The following is a 20,117-nucleotide window of genomic DNA, read 5'->3' as shown; positions in this document are numbered from 1 at the left end:
AGCTGTTCCTGAAAGGATTAAAGGAAACTAGGGAACGGTAAATTTATATCGTGAGTAAAGATATCATCGAACCCTCTTGGATAGTTATATGAAATCTTATCTTTGTCATCCGGATAAACAAACTTACCGCCAACTTCCCAAATAAACGGCTTGAATTGATACTGCAGACGATTTTTCCGCATGTACCACAATACAAGAATCTCGTTGGTATCGGCTTTAAAATTTGTCCACAAATCATGATGATAGGGAATCATGACCTTCGTCTTCAGGTCTTCGCCCATTCGCAGAATATCGCTGGCCGTCATTTTATCGGTGATGCCGCGCGGATTTTCCCCAAAGGATCCAAACGCAACGTCGATATCAAATTGATTGCCGTGCTTGGCATACATGTTGCCGAAATGGGAGTCACCGCTGTGGTAAATCGTACCGCCCGGAGTTTTGACAACATAACTGACTGCACGCTCATCCATATCGTCGCAGGCCATGCCCTTGACCTCACCATGCGGCGGTGCAGTGATCAGGATTGTCCGGTCCACCGATTCGACGGCGGTGACCTCGATATCTCTGATTTTAATCACATTTCCAGGACGAACTGTAATCAGGCGATCCTCCGGAACACCCCAGCTGCGCCATAAATCGGTGGCAAATTTAGAGCCGATAAACGGAACATCGCGTTCGACATCATTGATCACCGTTTTCTTTTTGACGTTGTTTAAGACCGCCGCGGCCAAATTGACATCGATATGATCGGTGTGCGTATGAGACGCAAAGACCGCGTCAATTTCGCTGACCGCAAAGGGATCCAGTACTGCCGGCACAGCGCGCAGATTAGGCTGCAGCTGACGGGCGCCGGACATTCTTGCCATCTGGTGATCCGGATCCATCATCTTGCGGCTGCCGGCATCGTCATAATGCGAACGTTTTCCGGAACCACACCAGTAATCCATTGCGATATTGGTGTTATTTTCAGTTTTAATCCATAAGCCGGTGCATCCTAACCACCACATCGCGAAAGTTCCTTTTTCGACGACCGTTTCAGCAATTTCTTCATTCAGCCAGGTTCCCCATTCCGGGAAGGTACTGAGGACCCAGCTTTCGCGGGTTACATCCTTGACATTAGGCATTTTATGACCTCCTTTATTTATGTTTCCATTATACATGGGCGATTTTATGCTGGATAGCCTTTTATATGAACGATTTGAACGTTTTAGGAAATGATATAAGAGTGATATAGCTAAATATCCTTAAAATTACTAGAATGAAAACATCCATAAAGGAGGGATATTATGAAGGTCTATCCATCAATCGCATCCGCGAACCCGTTAAATATCAGCGGGGAGCTCGAAAAAATCAGAGGCCATCCCCATGTTCATGTCGATATCGAAGACGGTCATTTTCTGCCCAATATCACATTTGGCCAAAAGACGGTTCGTCAGCTGGTGCAGCAGACCGATTTTGAATTCGACCTGCATTTGTTGACTGATCAGCCTTATCTGTTTTTACAAACTCTCAGCGGCTGTCATTTTTCTCATATCTGCTTCCATGGGGAAGCTTCCGCCTATCCGCTGCGGGAAATCAATCTAATTAAAAAGATGGGAGCCAAGGCCGGCATCGCTGTGAATTTTAAAACGCAAGTTCGGGAATTCAGACCCTTTTTCCCCAGTCTGGACTATATCCTGATCATGACTGCCGAACCGGATGAAGCAGGAGAAAATTTCTGCCCGGCCATGATCGAGAAGATTCAAGAAGCCCGAGCGATTTTGCCGAAAAACATTGAGATCTGGGCGGACGGCGGAATTCAGGCGGAAAACATCCGATCTTTATCAGAAGCGGGGGTCACCGCTGTGGTTATGGGCCGTGCTGTCTGGAACAGCGCAGATCCGCTCCAAAGCCTAAAAGAATATGAAAAATTATAGGAGGAAATTATGTACGAGAAAGAAAAACAGGAAATGCTGGATGCCTGCTTGAAAATGAAGGAATATCGGCTGATTTCATTGACAGGCGGCAATGTTTCGCTGCGTGTGGATCAAGAACGGTATCTGGTTACGCCTTCCGGAATGCTGTATGAGGAAATGACGCCGGAGGATATCGTTGTGATTGATCATGAATGCCGCGTGATCGAAGGCCGGCTTAAACCATCTTCAGATTCTTCCGCGTTGATCTATGTCTTTGATCATCTTCCGATCAACGCTATTATTCATACGCATCAGCCGTATGCAACAGCGATTGGTTTCAACAATGATTCGCTGCCAGCCTGCATGGTGACTTTGATCGACGCCGCGCATGCCCGGATTCAGGTTGCACCGTTTACGCCGTCCCAGGATGTCGGAATGGGACAACTGGCGGTTGAATATGCCAAAGAAGCCGCCGCGGTGATTATGAAGCATCATGGCGTGATCACCTTTGGAAAGGATTTAAAGGAAGCCTTGTATTCAGCGGTTTATCTTGAGGAAGCCGCGAAGACCTATTGTATGGCCCGGATTATGGGGCCGGTGCCGGAGCTTTCCGAAGCGGAGATCGCGAAAGAAGCGGCGGGATGGACGCATTATGGCCAATCTGGAAGATGACAAACAAACTTATAAATAATCGTTAAATGAATAAAATAATCGTAAAATGGAAATAAAATCCAGAGATATCCTTGGAATAAATGCTTAAAAATCATAAATCTATTTAATGGTTCATATAATTCGTTGAAAGCGGTTTCTTCGCGTGCTAAACTTTAGATAGCTTAAGCTAGAGAGGAGGCCTTGACAATTTTAAAGGACATCGTTGTTTCAAATCACTACATTTTTTGCGAAGGATTTGCGGACTGGACAGACGCCATTCAAGCAGCCGCTGAACCTCTGCGGGCCGACGGGATTATAGAAGACAGTTATATTCGTTCAATTATTGAAAATGTGAAGGAATATGGACCGTACATTATCATTGCTCCGGAAGTCGCCATGCCGCATTCTACCCTTGGGGGAGAAGGGGTGCATGATACCTGCCTCAGCTTCATGAAAACGGAAAAGCCGGTTGTTTTTGATCCTGAGGATCCATCCAAGAATGCTCGCTTGTTTTTCACCTTGGCGGCGACCGATAATGAGAAACATTTGAGCAATATGGTGGCCCTGGCTGAATTTCTGCTCAAGGACGGAGCGATAGAAGACCTGTTGAAAGCACAAAATGCAGATGATTTGATGAAAGTACACTGGAAATATTCCGAACAATAATTATTAAAAGGAGGGCATCATGGGATTTCTTGAATTGATTTGGGCGTATTTTGTCAACAATTTCTTAACTCAGCCGGCCTATTTTATCGGTTTGCTCGTTATCATCGGGTACATGCTGATGAAAAAGCCGTTTCATGAATCATGCGCAGGTTTTATCAAAGCCGTCGTCGGCTATAAAATTCTGACGGTCGGTTCCGGCGGATTAAGCAGCACCTTCAAGCCGATCATTGCGGCCTTGCAGGACAAGTTTAATTTAAGCGCTATCGTTTTGGATACGTACATGGGACAGGCTGCAGCCCAGTCAGCCCTGGAAGCAGCTGGTAAATCTTTCTCACAGGCAATGCTTCTGCTGTTGTTTGCCTTTGTATTTAACTTACTGCTTGTCAAATTCCAGAAATATACAAAGATGAGAGCTGTCTTTACGACAGGGCACATTCAGACACAGCAGGCTACGATCGCATTCTGGTTCATCTTTACCTGCTTCCCGCAGCTGGGTGACTGGCCATTAATGCTGATCATGTCGATTCTCTTAGGTCTGTATTGGGCGGTCGGCTCGAATCTTACGGTTGAGGTAGCGCAAAATCTGACGGATGGCGCAGGATTCTGCGTTGCGCATCAACAAATGTTCGGAATTGCGATCTGGTCCGCGATCGGCTATAAATTCTTTAAGGGAAAAGACGGCAAAGTCAAACGTCTTGAAGATTATGATCTGCCGGGCTGGCTGTCTATTTTTAATGAAGATATGGTTTCCACAGCCTTGTTAATGACGTTGTTCTTCGCGGTCATTCTGCTTGTTCTAGGCAAAGATTATCTGGTCAGCGCAGGGATGCTGGGCGAAGGCAAAAGCTTCCTGTTCTATATCCTGGATACCTCATTAGCCTTTGCGGTTTATCTGTCGATTCTGAAATTGGGCGTCCGGACCTTCGTCGGCGAATTAACCGCATCGTTCCAGGGCATCCAAAGCAAACTGCTCCCAGGCGCGATTGTCGGTGTCGATTGTGCCGCCGGCTATGGCTTCGGTTCAGAAAATGCCGTAACCTTTGGCTTTATGTTCGGCGCTTTGGGCCAATTCTTGGCGATTATCGGTTTGATTCTCTTTAAATCACCGGTCCTGGCGATTGCGGGCTTCGTTCCTGTTTTCTTTGACAATGCGACGATTGCGATTTATGTCAATGCCAAAGCCGGTGCTAAAGCGGCGATGGTCACGACTTTCTTCTCAGGCATCTTGCAGGTTGTCTGCTCAGTGATTGCTGCGATGGCCTTTACCTACAATGGTATCGGTGTGGTCGAATTCGGCGGCTACATGGCGATGTTTGACTGGGCGGTCATTTGGCCGATCTTCACCTTCATCATGAAATATCTGTCTTACATCGGCGTAGCGATTGTCATTCTCGTATTGGTGATGATTCCTCAGCTGCAGTACAAGAAGGATCCGGAAGGCTACTTCCTGTGCGTCAGTGATTATGAAGCTTATAAAGAGCATATGAAACGGAAAGAGGCGGCTGCGTTATGATTAAAATTCTGATCTGCTGTGCCAGCGGCTCCGGGACCAGTCAGTTAATGGCAATTACGGCCCAGAAAGCCTGCAAAAGCGTCGGGGTGGAAGCGAACGTCAAGCACTGTCCGATTGCGGAAGGAAAGTCCTCAGCCAGAAACTATGATCTGGTGCTGACTTCCCCAGCCTTTATCAAAATGTTTGATTCTGCCAAAGCGGCCGGAGTGAATGTTTATCCGTTAAAAAATCCACTTTCGCAGGATGAAATTATCGCGGCTTTAAAAGCGGCGGGGTATGTATCTTAAATTGAATGAATGAGAGCTATCCTGACCGATAGCTCTTCTTTCTAAAGCGGCGTCAGGAGGATGAAAATGAAATTTGAAAAAATCCATTTGGATGATATTGTTCGTTGTTACTGTGCGAGTTCATTGACCATTCAGAATCAGACTTATGCTTTATTTGCCAGTGAAAATCCGCAGAGTGAGTGTTATTCCTATACCGGAAAAGATTTCAGTGAAAGAGAAGTGGTCTGGAAGGATCGGGGCGGGTGTATGTCGATCATTCCCCTCCCTTTTAAGTCCGGTGAATTCTTAGCCGTGAATGAATTCTATTTAAAAGTGACGCCGAGTCGGGCTAAGCTTGTCCATGGCAGAAAAACGGAACACGGCTGGGAAATCCAGGATGTTCTGAGTCTGCCCTATCTGCATCGTTTTGACATCTATTCGGTGGGGGGAATTCAGTATCTGATCTGTGCGACGATTGCCCGGAATAAACAAAGTAAAGAAGATTGGAGTGAACCGGGACAGATTTATGTCGGCGTCCTCCCCGATGATTTATCGCAGGGTATTGAATTAAAACTGCTTGTGGACGGCTGTTACCGCAATCATGGCTATTGCCGGGGATTTTATCGGAATCAGCTGTGCGGCTATTTTGCCAGCGATCAGGGAATTCTGCGGGTCATTCCACCCCAGGATCAAAGCGGCGAGTGGGAAGTGGAAAGAATTTTCGAGGGTCAGGTCGGCGAGGTAGCGTTTGCGGATATCGACGGCGATGGCATAGAAGAAATGATGACGATTGAGCCATTCCACGGCAACCATATGAAAATTTATAAATGGCGGGATCATCGGTATGTTTGCGATTATGTCTATCCGCATGAAATTGATTTTGCCCATGCTTTGATCGGAACAAATTTGAATGGAAAGCCTTGTTTTGTCGGCGGTGTCCGGCGGGTTCAGGCTGAACTATTTGTCGTCCAGTTTGCTGAAGGAACTTATCAGGTGACAACGGTCGAAACGGGGGCCGGTCCGGCCAACATCGCGGTTCTTCACTGTGTCGACGGAGATTATATCTTGTCAGCCAATCACACAAAAAATGAGGCGGCAGTTTACAAAGTTGTTGAATAGGAGAGAATGATGCTTGAAAAATTAAAAGAAGAAGTATGGAAGGCGAATCTGCTTCTCCCGCAGTATCAGCTGATTACGTTTACGTGGGGAAATGTCAGTGGGATTGACCGAAGCGCAGGCTTAGTCGTCATTAAGCCTAGTGGTGTGGAATATGAAACAATGGGTGTTGAAGACATGGTTGTCTGTGATCTGGAAGGCAATCTTGTTGAAGGCCATTATAAACCCAGCAGCGATTTAAAAACGCATTTGGAACTGTATAAAAGTTTTGCGAACATTGGGGGTGTTGTCCATACCCATTCGCAGAATGCGACGGCCTGGTGCCAGGCTGGAAAAGCGATTCCAGCTTTAGGAACGACCCACGGTGATTATTTCTACGGTGCGATTCCCTGTACCCGGCCGATGAATGAGGCTGAGATCCTTTCAGAGTATGAACTGAATACCGGAAAGGTCATTGCAGAAACCTTTAGAACTCATCATTTAGACCCGGATCAGATCCCCGGCGTTCTGGTGCAGAGCCATGGCCCTTTTACGTGGGGAACCACGCCTTTTGAAGCGGTTCACAATGCGGTAGTTTTGGAAGAATTGGCGGAAATGGCTTTCAAGACGCAGCTGATCAATCATGAGGTCCATGCGATGCAGCAGGACTTGCTGGATAAACACTATCTAAGAAAGCATGGCACAGGAGCCTATTATGGACAAAAGTAAGCAATACTTGTTAGGCATGTACGAAAAAAGCCTGCCGGCGGATTTGTCCTGGCAGGACAAACTGGAACAATGCCGAAACGCTGGTTTTGATTGGCTGGAAATCAGTATTGATGAAACCGAGGAAAAGCTGAAGCGATTGGATTGGAATAAAGAGGAGCGAAGAAAGCTCAAAGAACTGACAATTTTAAACGATGTTCCGCTTTTAACGATGTGTCTGTCGGGACACCGCCGCTATCCTTTAGGCGCATCCGATCCGCAGATGCAGCAGAAATCGCTGCAGATCCTGGAAAAAGCGATTGATCTGGCAGTTGACTTAGGCATTCGGATCATTCAGCTTGCCGGTTATGACGTCTATTATCAGACAAGTACGGAAACGACCCGCAGAAACTTTGTTCAAAATCTGAATACAGCTGTTCAGATGGCAGCCAGAAAGGGAGTGGTTCTGGGCTTTGAAACAATGGAAACACCGTTTATGGACACGGTGGAAAAAGCCATGGAATATGTCCGTCTGATCAACAGTCCCTATCTGGGAGTTTATCCTGATCTGGGGAATCTGACCAATGCTTCCCTGCTTTATCAGACAGAGGTCAAAGCGGATCTTGAGAAAGGCAAAGGTCATATTTGGGCGGTGCATCTTAAGGAAACGCGGCCGGGAATTTACCGTGAGGTTCCCTTTGGAACGGGGCATACTGAATATGTTCAGAATCTGTGGCAGCTTAAACGACTGGGCATCCGCATGTTTACCGGTGAATTCTGGTATACGCCGCAGTTTCCTGATTATCCGCAGGTTTGTCGTGAAGCCTGTTCTTTCTTAAGAAGCAGGCTGGATACCGTATTTTATGATTAAGCTGATCGTCTGCGATGTTGATGGAACGCTTTTGGATGAAGCCAAACACTTAGACCGAAAGATCATCTCAACGATTGCGGGCTTACACCGCAAAGGGATTCGTTTTACCGTGGCGACCGGACGCAACGAGGCCATTGTCGGGTCTTATATTGATCAGTTCGGGATTGACGTTCCTTACGCGACGGACAACGGTGCGAATATCTGGTGCCGCCATCAGCTGCTGAAAAGTAATTCTGTGGAAAAAGCCTATACCGGTCAGATTATTCAGACTCTGATCAAGGCGCAGATTCCGTTTACTTTTTTTGATTCGTCCGGCGGGTATTCCTTTGGCACTTCAAAAAAGCTGCAGGAAATTCGCAAACTGTTCCGCAGCCAACTTGTAATGCACCGACTCAGTTCCACCGCGGATTATACGAATGTTGTTTTCTATAAGCTGACGCTGGATTCCGCAGGCTTTCCTGAAATGGAAAACCTAGTTCAGAAGGTAACGGCGCTTTGTCCTCAAATTGCCTTTAACCGATCAGAGGATACGCTGTATACGATAACGGCAGAGGGAACCAGCAAAGGCCAGGCGTTAAGCCTGATTGCCCGGCAGCTGAATGTTCAGCGTCATGAAGTGATGAGTATCGGGGATAATTTCAATGATCTTTCCATGTTCAGGCAAAGCGGGATTGGCGTCGCAATGGAACACAGTGATGAATTGATAAAACAACAGGCAGATGAAATTGCCCCAACCCATCAGGCAGGCGGCGTCAACGCCTATTTAATCGGAAAGTTTTTAAGTTCCAGGATAAAGGAGTAACTATGGAAGAGTTAATCAAACATGCCCGGCATATTCGCCAGAATATTCTGCGGCAGGTCTATGCCGCACAGAGCGGACATCCAGGCGGCAGTCTGAGCGCTGTTGAACTTCTGACAGTTTTGTACTTTCAGGTCATGGATATAAATGAGCGAAATGTTGATACACTGGACCGTGATCGCTTTGTATTAAGCAAAGGCCATGCCTCACCGCTACTTTATGCCGTTTTGGCAGAAAAAGGTCTGTTGGAAGAAAACGAGCTGACAGGTTTCCGCAGTCTTGATTCCAGGCTGCAGGGGCATCCGAATATGCGCTATGTATCCGGTGTCGATATGTCCACCGGTTCATTAGGACAGGGGATTTCCTGTGCAGTGGGAATGGCTTTAGCAAACAAGCTGGATCAGAATCCTCATCGGGTTTATGTTTTGATCGGTGATGGAGAATGTGAGGAAGGTCAAGTATGGGAAGCCTGCATGGCTGCCGCGCATTACCAGCTGGATCAGCTGTGCGTGATTCTCGACTATAACCATCTTCAAATTGACGGAGATATACAGACGGTCATTGGGCCGGAACCCTTCCGCGCCAAATTTGAAGCTTTCGGTCTCCACACGATAGAAATTGATGGCCACCAGCTGCCGCAGATTCAGTCTGCCTTTGAAGAGGCAAAACAGGTGAAAGGCCGACCGACGGTCATTGTGGCGCACACGGTGAAGGGAAAGGGCGTTTCGTTTATGGAAAACGAAGCCGGCTGGCACGGTGCTGCACCGAATCGCGCGCAGTACGATCAGGCGATGAAGGAATTAGGAGGAGAAAGCGAATGACAACCGCGACACGGGAAGCTTATGGAAAAGCCTTGGCGGAGCTGATGCTGGAAAAAGAAGACATTGTCGTTCTGGATGCGGATCTGTCCAAGTCGACGAAGACGATTGAAGCAAAAAAGGTTTGCCCAGACCGACATTTTAATCTTGGAATTGCCGAAGGCAACATGATGTCGGTTGCCGCAGGACTGGCAGCGAGCGGCAAGATTGTTTATGCTTCCAGTTTCGCGGTGTTTGCGTCAGGAAGAGCTTTTGAACAAATCCGCAACAGCATCTGTTATCCGAATCTGAATGTAAAAATCTGTGCTACTCATGCCGGCATCAGCGTTGGGGAAGACGGCGCATCTCACCAGGCGATTGAAGATCTGGCGCTGATGCGTTCCCTGCCGAATATGAAGGTGTTTCAGCCGTGCGACGCCAAAGAAACGAAAGCGGTCATTGAGGCGGTTTATGCGATGGAAGGACCTTGTTATGTGCGGTTGGGAAGACTGGGTGTGGATGAGGTCTACCCAGGCGAATGTCATTTTGAATGCGGAAAAGGCGTGATTCTGCAGGAAGGTGAAAAGGCCGCCATTCTCTGTTCAGGACTCATGGTTCAGGAAACACTGAAGGCCGCAGCACAGATGAAAACACTGAAGCCGACGATCGTCAACATGCCGACGATCAAGCCGATTGACAGAGAACTGATCGAGAAGCTTGCCCGCACGCATAAGGTGATGATTACGATTGAAGAACATAGTATCTATGGTGGACTGGGCAGTGCCGTCGCAGAGGTGCTGGCGGAATCGGGTCTGTCGTGCCGGCTTGAGCGGATGGGAATGCAGGACACCTTTGGCAGAAGCGGCAAGCCGATGGAGCTGCTTGCCTATTATGGACTGGACGCCAAGCATATTCAGGAATATGTCGAAAGCAGAGTAAAATAAACAGTCTGCATTTTAGCATAACAAAAAATCCCATGAACGCAGCGGGCAATTCCGGCTAATTTCATGGGACTTTTCTTCAATATCGAATTTCTATTGCGATGCTTTATTCATCCACAGTCGGAGTCAGTGTTTCATTCCAGAGAAACTGACTGGATACCGTATAAACATTGGTTCCCGGAACGTGATATTTTGCGTCCGGATAATCCTTATAAGCGATGATATTACCCATTCCATTGGAGAAAGTGCCGGCATTATACAGCTTCGATCCGTCATACCCCAGTTGGATCAAAAGGCTGATGATATAGGCAGCCTCGACGCCGGCTGTGGAAATGAAGACGATCGGCTGATCCTGCGGAAACAGATCGCGGATTAGACTCTCAGATTCCTCATAATTGGCAGAAAAGCTTCCGACGTCGCCCATCTGAGCGATCACTTTTCCCGCATCATCCCGTACCTTCGTCATGCGGTACAGCACATTATCCTTCCGCTCGTAGTCGACCAGCACGCCGTAAAATGGGATGTTGACAAATCCTGCGACAGAGCCTTCCTCAGCCAGCTGGGCCGGGGAACGCAGATCAAAGTAAAGTACATCCTTTAAAAACAGATAGTCATCCAGATTGGTCGGACTGATCGGCGAATCGCTCATTAACGCGCTTTGCGGAACGGATTTCTCCGGCAGCGCCGTCGGCGCTGAAACAGGATCGGGTAAAGGGGTGGATTGAGGCTGAGCGCTGCACCCGCCCAAAATCAGGACACAGAGTCCGATAAGCAATAATTTCTTTTTCATTTCATTCACCTCGCTGTATTTCAACTTCTAAAGAATCCGGCCAGGCAGCTGAGGTCAGACGGCGCTGTTCCATCCCTTCGCTGAGCGTTAGTTTCAGCCCGGACTCTGCAGGTTCACACCAGGCATAGTCGATCTTCAGCTGAGCCATTTCTTCAAAGCGATGGATCATGGCCTGCCGTTGTGCCGGATCTTCTATATTATAAAGGACTGTGCTTAAAACATCCAGAATTCCAGCTTGATCTGAAGCGCATAACGTCACGCTGCGCAGCCAATTCTCACTGTAGCCGGTATGCGGATTCAGAATGTGATGACGTCGAAGCTGTTGATCACCCTCCGAAAGCAGAAAATAATGCTGATCATCGGCGGAAGTCGAAACCGCTCCCGCAGTCAGGGAAAAAGCATACAGCATCGCCGAACTGCCGGAAGGATCACGCACGCCGATATTCCAGGCCTTGGGTGAAGCCGAGGGTGACCAGGCGATCAAGGAGCTGCTTCCGGCATCGAGCAGAAATGGGGTGTTGAATTGTTTCAGCATATCGGCCAGCTGATCAAGAATGTAGCCCTTGGCCATCGCTCCCAGACTGATCTGCAGAGAACCCTCGCATTCACCAGGATCAAAGCGAATGGTTTGGCTTTTTTGATCCAGCTGAACAACCGCATTCAAATCTGCAGCCGCAGGCAGACAGCCGACCAGACCTTGGATCACAGCTGGATCCGGATCGGTGTTTTCCGTTGGAAAGGGAGCGAATTTCGATTCCCACAGTGAACTCAATGATCCCAGCAGAGGATGGAAAAGACCTTCACTCTGCTGCGATAAATTCAGCGCTGTACTGAGCATGGCAAACAATCGAGGATCCAGAGGAATCGTTTCTTTCGGATGCTGATTGATATAAGCCACGTTGTGCAGTTCATTACCCTGAGCATCCAGGTACTGATGATGAGAGTCAGCCAGTTTATGCCACTCGAACAGCTCGGCTTCTGCCAGAACAGTCGCTTCATCCAGTATCTTTTCATCGGTCATCGTCAGCTGAACCGTTGTGTTGAGCGGAAGAACCAAATTTCCCTCGCTGTCGGTTAAAACGTCAAAATAATTTGTGAAAGTTTTTTCTTGATCAGTTTCATGACTCTCCTGAAGCGTACAGCCTGAAATCAGGCTTAAACAAAGGATTATTAAGATAGAAGAAAACGCTTTCAGAAAATTGCTCATTCAATCAGACTCCTTGTTAAGTTAGTTATGAAAAATGTAAATAACGTCTCCGGTTGTTTTTCGCAGGCAAGCTTGTTATAATGATAACATATTAGAGTGTTTTACGCACAGCAAAGTTTGAAACAGATAAGACAGGGAATCATCCAGCTCTGTTTTTGCCTGCGTGCAGCGCTGGGAACGCTGCAGGGACGCTCTGATAAGTTTCAGGGAGTAAAGAATACTAAGGAGGGAATTCATGAAAAAAGTATGGGCAATTCTACTGTCCTCACTGCTGGTACTGACGTTGACAGCCTGCGGAAGCAACGGCGGAACGCCTGCACCAACACAGGGAACAGACGGCGGTTCATCGACGCCATGTACGGCCAGCGGTGAAATCACACTCGACAGCATCAACGAATATCTGAACACGAGTGCAGATATGGGCGAGGGCTCAATGGCCAATGTTGTCGCTGTCGTACCGATCAGCCACATCAACGGACCGCGGGAAGAAAGTGATTTCTATGCTTTTGTCAACTTCAAGTACAAGGCCAGAAATTATGTCAAGTATCAGATTACGTATTTGTCCTGCACCTGCCGTTCGGCGGATGTCAATTACTGGATGACAGCCTATGTTGAACTGACATTGCCGGAAAGCAAGAAGCTGGACGACGCTCAGGTTCGATTCCTGTCGTTTGACCGCGACAACGGCGATAAGTATACAGCCGGCTTCTGGGGCGACAGCAATCCGACTCCGGCAGGCGCTACTTATGACATGTTCAAGGCTGAGTACATTCCGTTCTTCATCGATAAGGACTATGCCTACATTAAGACGCTGAGCACTGTCGATGATATCGCGGCGGAAGACTACACCGCTGGTGAAGGACGCGAAAGCCTGACGCTGGATACGTTTACCGGTTCATCCGTTTCATCCAACAACATCATCAGAATGCTGAACGCACTGATGGAATATCACGGCACTGACGAATATTTCAGCGCTGAATAAAAAGGGAAAAGAGGAAAAATCCAATGAAAAAATTATTTGCGATCGCTCTGTCTGTTCTGCTTCTGGCCGGCTGTTCTTCTGCACCGCAGGAATGCCCGCCATGCGCTACACCGGAGGCCAGCACGCCTACCGCAGCTGCACCTGCACCGCTGCCGGAACCACGCGATACGACAAAGACCTACAAGCCTTCCAAAGATGCGGCTGATGAAGCCTGCACGGCTGAAGTCTGGGCTACAGGCTGCTCTGGCGTTAACGTAGACAACCTGACTGAATACCTGGGCCGCGACGACGTTCTGTATATCGACCTGCGCGATTACAACGACTATGCGAAGAAGCATCTGAGAAACTTTGAAGTCATTCCTTACTTTGCCTTGATTTTTGATGAAGCTGCCGGAACCGAAGGCAAGCCACAGCTGTATGGCGGAACATTGGAAGAACCAGTTGCTACTTATGAAGAATCCGCAGCGCTGTTGGAAGCGATGTTCCCGAAGGATAAGACGATCTTCTTAATGTGCCAGTCCGGCGGACGTGTAGCGCAGATGATGAAGCTGATGAGCTCCTTAGGCTATGACATGAGCAAGATCTACAATGTCGGCGGCATGGGTCAGTTTACCGATTCTAAGTTTGCTCCATACACGACGGACAATGCGGAAATCGTTCTGGAAGCGACCTATTCCTTTGAAGGTCTGACACCGGCGACTAAATAAGCATAAAATCAGAAACACAAGAAAGCAGCGTTTTCGATGATGCTGCTTTTTCTTTGTTTTTACCGCTTCTTAAAGTTCGCTTCAGTTGCTTTCAGCACTTTAACAATGGTATAATATTTATGTTTTTATAACCATCGATTCTGGATGAAAAGAATCGGGAACTCAACAAAATTTCAGATGGAACTTCAAAGCTCTGATGGTTGGAATACCTTCTCTCAAGGGCCGATTTTTGGAAAACAGGCTTAACGGCAGGGGTGGGCATCGATCCCGTACAGCCATGAAGTCAAGCCGATCTGGAAACGAGATCCAAGGCAGCAACGCTGCCTTGTCATGATGAGCGGTATAGGACTCATCATGCGGATTGAAATAAAATAAGAAGGAGGGAATAATCCATGCTCTCTGTCGAACAATGTTACGCTCAGCTTCAGGGTGATTATGCAGATATTATCCGGCGCATGCGAACGGATGAACGAGTCGAAAAGTTTTTAGCCATGCTGGTGCGGGATAATTCGTTTGATCAGCTGAAGACAGCGTTGCAGCAGGAAGATTATGAAACCGCGTTTCGGGCAGCCCATACACTGAAAGGTGTGCTGCTGAATTTAAGTCTGACCGCTCAGGCCGAAGTGATCAGTGAATTGACGGAAGTGCTGCGTAAGCAGCAGGCCGATGAGAAAATTGGTCCGCTGTTTGAGCAGGCAAGCGCCGCTTATGCCGAATTGATGGCAGGGATCCGCGAATTGCTGGAAAAGAATGAGTAAATTATGAAAGCCCGCGATAAAGTATTGATCGTTGATGATTCGGATATCAATCGATCGCTGCTGGCAGATATGCTGGCGCAGGATTACGATCTGGTGGAAGCGGCGAATGGATTGGAAGCCGTTGCCCTGCTGAGTCAGCAATACAGTGAAATTTCATTAGTGCTGCTGGACATTGTCATGCCGATGATGGATGGTTTTGAGGTGCTGGCTTCGATGAATAAATCGGGATATATTGATCATATTCCCGTTATTATGATTTCTGCGGAAACCTCATCAGTCTATATTGACCATGCGTATGATTTGGGTGCGGCGGAATATATCAGCCGGCCTTTTGATGAGAAAACAGTCAAGCGGCGTGTAAAGAATACGATTATGCTGTATGCCAAACAGAAATATCTGGAGAACATGGTTACGGAGCAGCTGCTTGAGAAAGAAAAAAACAACCTTGTGATGGTTGAAATCTTAAGTCACATCGTCGAATTTCGTAATGGTGAAAGCGGTCTGCATGTTATGCATATCCGCGTAATCACAGAAGCGCTTTTAAAACAGCTGTGCCGGATGACGGATCGCTACAATCTCACACCGGAACAGATTGCGATGATTTCCAATGCTTCGGCGCTGCATGATATAGGAAAGATTTCGATTCCGGAGTCAATTTTGAACAAACCGGGGAAATTAACACCGCAAGAGTATGATATCATCAAAACGCACAGTGCTATCGGCGCAGAGATGCTGGAAAAAATTCATTATTTTGAAACCGAACCGCTTGTTCAGGTCGCGCGGAATATCTGCCGGTGGCATCATGAACGATATGACGGACGCGGCTATCCGGATGGATTAAAAGGGGAGGAAATCCCGATTTCCGCTCAGGTGGTTTCTCTGGCGGACGTTTATGACGCCTTAGTCAGCGTGCGGGTATACAAAGCCGCTTATACGCATGAAGAAGCCATGCGGATGATTTTGAACGGAGAATGCGGAACATTTAATCCTTTGCTTTTGGAATGCCTGAAAGAAGCAGGGCCGACGCTGAAAAAGGAATTGAAGGTTCGCTCGCTGTCCGGCGCGTCCCGGATTGAACTGCAGGACATGGCGCGGAATCTGATCCAAAGCGGCAATGCCTCCAACCGCACGCTGGCGCTGCTGGAACAGGAGCGGACAAAATATCAGTTCTTTGCCTCGATGTCCAAAGAAATTCAGTTTGAATATAACTATCACTCCGATCTGCTGAGTATTTCAGAATGGGGCGCCGCTCAGCTGGGCGTGAATGAAGTCATCATGCATCCGCTGCAGAATTCACAAATTCAGAAACTGTTTTCCAGCGCGGACTTTGAAGATTTTTTAGCGAAAATCCGCACCGCTCAGCCGGAGGATCCGATTCTCAGCGGAACCTATCCGCTGCAGGTGAAGGGCAGTTCCCGCTGGTTTAAGGTGGTTGCCCGGCCGCTGTGGGTGATGGAAGAATCCTCGGAACTGACCGGCGTAATCGGCAAGTTTATTGATGTGCATGACGAACAGGTGGAACTGGATCAGCTTAAGCAGATGGCCAAAATTGATTCGTTAACCGGACTGTTTAATCGTGCCTACGCCAAACGGGCTATGGATACAATTTTAAACAATGAAGCCGATGCCAGCCAGAATTATGCGCTGTTGGTATTTGACATTGATTTTTTCAAGAGTGCTAATGATGAATACGGACATCTGTTTGGCGATCAGGTGCTGGCCAACGTCGCCCATCGGATTCAGTCCAATGTCCGTCAGTCGGATATTTCAGCCCGGATCGGCGGCGATGAATTCCTGATTTTCATGGAATATAAGGATCATCTGGAACAGATGATCGAACGGATCTTCCGATCATTAAACGGCAGCTATGAGGGATATGATATTACCGTAAGCATGGGGATTGCGTGTTTTCCGAATGATGGATCTGATTATCTGACGCTGTTCCATCATGCCGATCAGGCACTCTACGCTGCCAAACGCCGCGGACGCCGGCAATATTGTCTTTACGATGATTCTATGCAGGATTTGTTAACAGGAGTTTCAACGAAATAAGCGAGGATTCCCCTGTTGACATGAAGTCAAGCTGATCTGGAAACGAGATCAAAGGCAGCAATACTGCCTTGATCCTCACTTCCGTTTTTCTTTTGAGTTAATTATACTTCTCTAGAAAAGCAACGCAATTGAGTATACTTCATTATTTTCATTTTGAATAGAACTTTCTCATTAAATAAAGAAAACAAGGATTCAGTCTGGGCGGAATCCTTGTTTTTTGGGTACACCCGACAAGGGTGATAACTAGACGGTGAAAGTCCGTTGCGCGGATGTGGCAACAAGCAAGCGCTAGCCGAAGGCAAGGCCAATACCGTGAGGTAATGATTGAAGGAAGCTGGATGTTGAGGGAAGACTCAACGGGCAGAATTTTGGGCCAACGAACAGAAATCGAATATAAGGCTGTAAGTCTGGACGACCTTGCCTAACAAAGAGAAGTCCGAGTTGCCGAACAGCCTTTAATCTTGGATATTCAGCAGCTTGTGGTAAACCCCGTTGATTATGCCGGCTGTAATGAAGTTTCCGACACCAACAGCTGTACAGAGAAACAGGGTGATGACATGCCATTCCTCCTCGCCGAAAAGACCGTTGAGAATTAACATCAAACCGACGCCCAGAATAATCAAGCCGACGCCGGTTACGATGCGGGCGGTAAAGACTTTTTGGAACCGTTCATATTCATCCTGCAAGTCGCAGATCAGCTCGCCGCTGAGATGGAAGCCTTGTTTTTCAATCTTTTCCACGTCCTGATAGTCCATCCCGGCTTTGATCAGCAAGCCAACGCCGATCGCAACAAAAAACATCAGGATGGCAGCGCCTAAATCATTGTCGAACAGGATCGCCGGGATAACCCCGCAGAGAATAAGACTGACGCCGCCGCTGATTTTCCGGGCAAAGATCTGATTGAGATGCAGATATTTTTCTACCGATTCCCGATCAGAGGTGTAAGCGAAACGTCCGATTAACGATTCCTCCGGCTGCGGAGCCGGAGATGGAAAATCATCAAAAGCATCGTCATTCCATGTATTTTCCTGAATCCGTTCTTCGGCAGATTCAGAAAGCGGAGCCTCAGAGGTTTCTTTCATTAATTCATCCAGCGAAACACCCAGCAGTTCACTGAGCTGGATTAGTTTTTCGACTTCCGGATAGCCCTGACCAGTTTCCCTTAGTTAAAGATATTGTTGGGTATCTCAAGATGTGTCATTCGATTTTGCCGATAAAGCGGTAGAAGATTTCTACCTCCTGTTCCCGGCTTCCGTCCTCACTTTTGACCGCTTCATGGATAAGGATTTTTTCAATCAGCGTATTCAGAAGTTCAGCCGTCAATTCTGTGGGATTGACATACTGTTTCATCAGACCTATCCACTTTTCAGCGTCAACCGCTGTCTGGGCGGCGGCCTCCATCGCTTCGTGAAGCCGTTCAATTTTTGTGTCCAATTCTCGCTGTTCGCCCTGATACTTTTCGGACAGCATATTGAAATTGTATTCTGTAATGCGTCCGGCAGACCAGTCCTCATACATTTTTGCAAACAGGGTGTCTACTTCTGCTTTGCGTTTTTCCGCCTTTTTCAGTTCGGCTGTCTGCCGCTTCCTTGCAGTATTGCGTTCCTTGTCGCTGGCGTTAAGTAGCCGTTTCAGAAGTTTGTCCCCGTCCTGCTGTGCCAGCACAGACCAGTATTGCAGACGGGAAAGGACATAGGCGTAAAGCACATCATAACGGATATAGTGCATGGAACACTGGTGCAATCCTTGCCCGTACTTGCTACAATGGTAGTGGGCATAGGGATTTTTGTTCTGACTGTTCACACCATAGGCCAGCGACCAACCGCAGTCCGCACATTTTACCAGCCCGGAAAATATCTGCGTTGTGCCGTTCTTCTGCCGTCTGCGCCTGTTGCAAATCTGCTCCTGTACTTGACGGAACACATCTTCGGAAATAATCGCTTCGTGGGTGTTCTCCACACGATACCATTCCTCTTTTGGCTTGCGTACTTTCTTCTTGTTTTTGAATGAAATGTTGGTCTGCTTATTGTGGACGCTGTGTCCGATATAGGTTTCCTCTTTCAGAATACTTTTTACCTGCGCTATCGTCCACGCATAGGCTTTTTCCTCCGGCGCTCCGGCATAGATATTTGCGAAAGTGCCGTATCTCTGGAAATTCAGCCAGCCGGGAGTAGGTACTTTTTCTTCGACCAAAATCCGTGTAATGCTGGCGGCTCCCCGGCCATGAACGGCAAGGTCAAAAATCTTTTCGATAATCCACCTTGTTTCCGGGTCAACCAAAAGATGACCTTTCTTATCCGGGTCTTTGACATAGCCCAGCGGGGCATAGGCTCCATAGTGTGCGCCATTTGCAAACCGTGTCCGCATGGCCGCTTTTACCTTTTTGCTGGTCTGGCGGGCGTGCATTTCATTCAGAATGTTGAGGAATGGGGCAAGCTCATTCTCTCCGTTGATGGTGTCCACATTGTCATTGACAGCGATATAGCGGACGCCTTTGCTGGGAAAGTAGATTTCCGTGTATTGGCCGGTCAGAATGTAGTTTCTGCCTAAGCGGGATAAATCCTTCGTAACAACGCAGTTGATTTTCCCGTCCTCAATGTCATCAATCATTCTCTGAAAATCCGGCCTGTCAAAGTTCGTTCCAGACCATCCATCGTCGATATATTCATCTATGACATTCAGGCCATGCTCGGCGGCATATTGCCGGAGCATCATGCGTTGTGTCTGAATACTCCCGCTTTCTCCTTGCAGTTCATCGTCCCGGCTCAATCTCATATAAAGCGCCGTGTTGTAAATCGTAGTATTGTAAGGTTGTTTCACCGTTAAAAATCCTCCTTCTAAAGAAACAACCCACGCTTACAATACTTTTGCTCTATGGCAATTATATCATAAGCGTGGGCGTGTTATCAATGATGGGCTATCAGGTTGAAGCGGCTTTTTCTGCGGTATGCCGCACCACATCTACAATCAGATCACCGAGGGGCTTCCCGCCTGCGGCGAAGTGTTCGGAGATTTTTATACGGTTGTTCCCACATACAAAATACTGCGTGCCGTTCTCTGCTTGTATGACCTGCCCTGTCCGGGGTGTAAAAATATCGCTTTCGCTTTTTGCCATCCAGTGTCCTCCATATTCAGTTTTCAAGGTACAATGCCGCACAAAGGCGGCGAAAATTTCTGCTTATATCTATCACCTTTCCTTTACCGTGTGCCGCTGCTGACGTTTCAGTTCCGCCAGTATATCCGGCGGGATACGGTCAACCAGCCGCTGTAAATTGTCCAGTTCGCTTTTCAGCTTTGCCCGTTCCATCGTATCTTTCATCTTTCCTTTTTCGCTGGCCTTTGCCCTTGCTTCCAACTTCTCATTCTCCGCCAGCAGGTCATTGATTGTGACCTTGTACTTTTTCAACTGCCCGGAGAAGTTC

The 20,117-nt window shown here is 47.7% G+C and carries 21 protein-coding genes and 1 pseudogene; 15 read left to right on the top strand and 7 right to left on the bottom strand.

The annotated features are described in order from the left end of the window. Positions 1-17: 17 nt before the first annotated feature. A complete protein-coding gene (gene ulaG, locus BN162_RS10985) occupies positions 18-1,124 on the bottom strand; it encodes an L-ascorbate 6-phosphate lactonase (protein WP_020225153.1) in 1,107 nt (368 codons plus the stop codon). A gap of 162 nt (positions 1,125-1,286) precedes the next feature. Between ulaG and BN162_RS10980 the strand changes: the two genes are divergently transcribed. From BN162_RS10980 to BN162_RS10930, 11 genes are all read left to right on the top strand, one after another. After that, positions 1,287-1,916: a ribulose-phosphate 3-epimerase gene (locus tag BN162_RS10980; RefSeq protein ID WP_020225152.1), complete on the top strand. Its 630-nt coding sequence runs from the start codon at positions 1,287-1,289 to the stop codon at positions 1,914-1,916. Positions 1,917-1,925: 9 nt separating this feature from the next. Then, complete coding sequence (locus BN162_RS10975; RefSeq protein WP_020225151.1) at positions 1,926-2,567, top strand: class II aldolase/adducin family protein; 642 nt, start codon at positions 1,926-1,928, stop codon at positions 2,565-2,567. A gap of 180 nt (positions 2,568-2,747) precedes the next feature. Next, the gene (locus BN162_RS10970; RefSeq protein WP_020225150.1) at positions 2,748-3,212 is read left to right on the top strand and encodes a PTS sugar transporter subunit IIA; all 465 of its coding nucleotides are present in this window, start codon (positions 2,748-2,750) and stop codon (positions 3,210-3,212) included. Between the two features lie 19 nt (positions 3,213-3,231). Then, the gene (locus BN162_RS10965; protein WP_020225149.1) at positions 3,232-4,725 is read left to right on the top strand and encodes a PTS ascorbate transporter subunit IIC; all 1,494 of its coding nucleotides are present in this window, start codon (positions 3,232-3,234) and stop codon (positions 4,723-4,725) included. Next, positions 4,722-5,012: a PTS sugar transporter subunit IIB gene (locus BN162_RS10960; protein WP_020225148.1), complete on the top strand. Its 291-nt coding sequence runs from the start codon at positions 4,722-4,724 to the stop codon at positions 5,010-5,012. The genes BN162_RS10965 and BN162_RS10960 overlap by 4 nt, the downstream gene beginning before the upstream one ends. Positions 5,013-5,078: 66 nt before the next feature. Then, a complete protein-coding gene (locus tag BN162_RS10955; protein WP_020225147.1) occupies positions 5,079-6,110 on the top strand; it encodes a hypothetical protein in 1,032 nt (343 codons plus the stop codon). Between the two features lie 9 nt (positions 6,111-6,119). Further along, on the top strand, positions 6,120-6,815 hold the full coding sequence (araD, locus tag BN162_RS10950) for an L-ribulose-5-phosphate 4-epimerase (protein ID WP_020225146.1): 696 nt from the start codon (positions 6,120-6,122) through the stop codon (positions 6,813-6,815). Next, complete coding sequence (locus BN162_RS10945; RefSeq protein ID WP_020225145.1) at positions 6,802-7,662, top strand: L-ribulose-5-phosphate 3-epimerase; 861 nt, start codon at positions 6,802-6,804, stop codon at positions 7,660-7,662. The genes araD and BN162_RS10945 overlap by 14 nt, the downstream gene beginning before the upstream one ends. Next, on the top strand, positions 7,655-8,464 hold the full coding sequence (locus BN162_RS10940) for an HAD family hydrolase (RefSeq protein ID WP_020225144.1): 810 nt from the start codon (positions 7,655-7,657) through the stop codon (positions 8,462-8,464). The genes BN162_RS10945 and BN162_RS10940 overlap by 8 nt, the downstream gene beginning before the upstream one ends. A gap of 2 nt (positions 8,465-8,466) precedes the next feature. Continuing rightward, positions 8,467-9,282: a transketolase gene (locus BN162_RS10935; RefSeq protein WP_020225143.1), complete on the top strand. Its 816-nt coding sequence runs from the start codon at positions 8,467-8,469 to the stop codon at positions 9,280-9,282. After that, positions 9,279-10,202, top strand: a complete 924-nt coding sequence (locus tag BN162_RS10930; protein WP_020225142.1) for a transketolase family protein — start codon at positions 9,279-9,281, stop codon at positions 10,200-10,202. Before BN162_RS10935 ends, BN162_RS10930 begins: the two co-directional genes overlap by 4 nt. A 103-nt stretch (positions 10,203-10,305) precedes the next feature. Here the strand turns inward: BN162_RS10930 and BN162_RS10925 are convergent, their stop codons facing one another. Both BN162_RS10925 and BN162_RS10920 read right to left on the bottom strand, forming a co-directional pair. Next, complete coding sequence (locus tag BN162_RS10925) at positions 10,306-10,989, bottom strand: hypothetical protein (protein WP_020225141.1); 684 nt, start codon at positions 10,987-10,989, stop codon at positions 10,306-10,308. Between the two features lies 1 nt (position 10,990). Beyond that, the gene (locus tag BN162_RS10920) at positions 10,991-12,196 is read right to left on the bottom strand and encodes an FAD:protein FMN transferase (RefSeq protein WP_020225140.1); all 1,206 of its coding nucleotides are present in this window, start codon (positions 12,194-12,196) and stop codon (positions 10,991-10,993) included. A 235-nt stretch (positions 12,197-12,431) separates the two neighbouring features. On the opposite strand from BN162_RS10920, the gene BN162_RS10915 reads away from it, so the two are divergent. From BN162_RS10915 to BN162_RS10900, 4 genes are all read left to right on the top strand, one after another. Beyond that, positions 12,432-13,178 (top strand): hypothetical protein, encoded by a 747-nt coding sequence (locus BN162_RS10915; protein ID WP_020225139.1) that lies wholly within the window; start codon positions 12,432-12,434, stop codon positions 13,176-13,178. A 23-nt stretch (positions 13,179-13,201) separates the two neighbouring features. Continuing rightward, complete coding sequence (locus tag BN162_RS10910) at positions 13,202-13,885, top strand: rhodanese-like domain-containing protein (protein WP_020225138.1); 684 nt, start codon at positions 13,202-13,204, stop codon at positions 13,883-13,885. A gap of 392 nt (positions 13,886-14,277) precedes the next feature. Continuing rightward, complete coding sequence (locus BN162_RS10905; RefSeq protein WP_020225137.1) at positions 14,278-14,643, top strand: Hpt domain-containing protein; 366 nt, start codon at positions 14,278-14,280, stop codon at positions 14,641-14,643. A 3-nt stretch (positions 14,644-14,646) separates the two neighbouring features. After that, positions 14,647-16,695 (top strand): bifunctional diguanylate cyclase/phosphohydrolase, encoded by a 2,049-nt coding sequence (locus tag BN162_RS10900; protein WP_020225136.1) that lies wholly within the window; start codon positions 14,647-14,649, stop codon positions 16,693-16,695. A gap of 455 nt (positions 16,696-17,150) precedes the next feature. Here the strand turns inward: BN162_RS10900 and BN162_RS10895 are convergent, their stop codons facing one another. The 4 genes and pseudogenes from BN162_RS10895 to BN162_RS10880 form a co-directional block, all read right to left on the bottom strand. Next, entirely contained in the window at positions 17,151-17,777 is a 627-nt protein-coding gene (locus BN162_RS10895) for a hypothetical protein (protein ID WP_020225135.1), read from the bottom strand. Positions 17,778-17,892: 115 nt separating this feature from the next. Next, on the bottom strand, positions 17,893-19,515 hold the full coding sequence (locus tag BN162_RS10890) for a recombinase family protein (RefSeq protein ID WP_020225134.1): 1,623 nt from the start codon (positions 19,513-19,515) through the stop codon (positions 17,893-17,895). Positions 19,516-19,615: 100 nt separating this feature from the next. Further along, positions 19,616-19,810, bottom strand: a complete 195-nt coding sequence (locus BN162_RS10885) for a hypothetical protein (RefSeq protein WP_002334813.1) — start codon at positions 19,808-19,810, stop codon at positions 19,616-19,618. Between the two features lie 72 nt (positions 19,811-19,882). Further along, positions 19,883-20,117, bottom strand: a pseudogene (locus tag BN162_RS10880) (MobV family relaxase); the annotation flags it as partial.

The sequence above is a fragment of the Holdemania massiliensis AP2 genome (genome assembly GCF_000327285.1).
Taxonomy (GTDB): domain Bacteria; phylum Bacillota_I; class Bacilli_A; order Erysipelotrichales; family Erysipelotrichaceae; genus Holdemania; species Holdemania massiliensis.
This window is presented reverse-complemented; position numbering and strand designations above follow the sequence as displayed.

What these genes read in the sequence shown, in the direction of transcription:
- BN162_RS10945 (WP_020225145.1), top strand. Translation starts at nt 6,802, where the DNA reads ATGGACAAAAGTAAGCAATACTTGTTAGGCATGTACGAAAAAAGCCTG.
- BN162_RS10930 (WP_020225142.1), top strand. Translation starts at nt 9,279, where the DNA reads ATGACAACCGCGACACGGGAAGCTTATGGAAAAGCCTTGGCGGAGCTG.
- BN162_RS10960 (WP_020225148.1), top strand. Translation starts at nt 4,722, where the DNA reads ATGATTAAAATTCTGATCTGCTGTGCCAGCGGCTCCGGGACCAGTCAG.
- araD (WP_020225146.1), top strand. Translation starts at nt 6,120, where the DNA reads ATGCTTGAAAAATTAAAAGAAGAAGTATGGAAGGCGAATCTGCTTCTC.
- BN162_RS10905 (WP_020225137.1), top strand. Translation starts at nt 14,278, where the DNA reads ATGCTCTCTGTCGAACAATGTTACGCTCAGCTTCAGGGTGATTATGCA.
- BN162_RS10900 (WP_020225136.1), top strand. Translation starts at nt 14,647, where the DNA reads ATGAAAGCCCGCGATAAAGTATTGATCGTTGATGATTCGGATATCAAT.
- BN162_RS10925 (WP_020225141.1), bottom strand. Translation starts at nt 10,989, where the DNA reads ATGAAAAAGAAATTATTGCTTATCGGACTCTGTGTCCTGATTTTGGGC.
- BN162_RS10975 (WP_020225151.1), top strand. Translation starts at nt 1,926, where the DNA reads ATGTACGAGAAAGAAAAACAGGAAATGCTGGATGCCTGCTTGAAAATG.
- BN162_RS10935 (WP_020225143.1), top strand. Translation starts at nt 8,467, where the DNA reads ATGGAAGAGTTAATCAAACATGCCCGGCATATTCGCCAGAATATTCTG.
- BN162_RS10955 (WP_020225147.1), top strand. Translation starts at nt 5,079, where the DNA reads ATGAAATTTGAAAAAATCCATTTGGATGATATTGTTCGTTGTTACTGT.
- BN162_RS10965 (WP_020225149.1), top strand. Translation starts at nt 3,232, where the DNA reads ATGGGATTTCTTGAATTGATTTGGGCGTATTTTGTCAACAATTTCTTA.
- BN162_RS10895 (WP_020225135.1), bottom strand. Translation starts at nt 17,777, where the DNA reads ATGAAAGAAACCTCTGAGGCTCCGCTTTCTGAATCTGCCGAAGAACGG.
- BN162_RS10915 (WP_020225139.1), top strand. Translation starts at nt 12,432, where the DNA reads ATGAAAAAAGTATGGGCAATTCTACTGTCCTCACTGCTGGTACTGACG.
- ulaG (WP_020225153.1), bottom strand. Translation starts at nt 1,124, where the DNA reads ATGCCTAATGTCAAGGATGTAACCCGCGAAAGCTGGGTCCTCAGTACC.
- BN162_RS10910 (WP_020225138.1), top strand. Translation starts at nt 13,202, where the DNA reads ATGAAAAAATTATTTGCGATCGCTCTGTCTGTTCTGCTTCTGGCCGGC.
- BN162_RS10920 (WP_020225140.1), bottom strand. Translation starts at nt 12,196, where the DNA reads ATGAGCAATTTTCTGAAAGCGTTTTCTTCTATCTTAATAATCCTTTGT.
- BN162_RS10980 (WP_020225152.1), top strand. Translation starts at nt 1,287, where the DNA reads ATGAAGGTCTATCCATCAATCGCATCCGCGAACCCGTTAAATATCAGC.
- BN162_RS10885 (WP_002334813.1), bottom strand. Translation starts at nt 19,810, where the DNA reads ATGGCAAAAAGCGAAAGCGATATTTTTACACCCCGGACAGGGCAGGTC.
- BN162_RS10940 (WP_020225144.1), top strand. Translation starts at nt 7,655, where the DNA reads ATGATTAAGCTGATCGTCTGCGATGTTGATGGAACGCTTTTGGATGAA.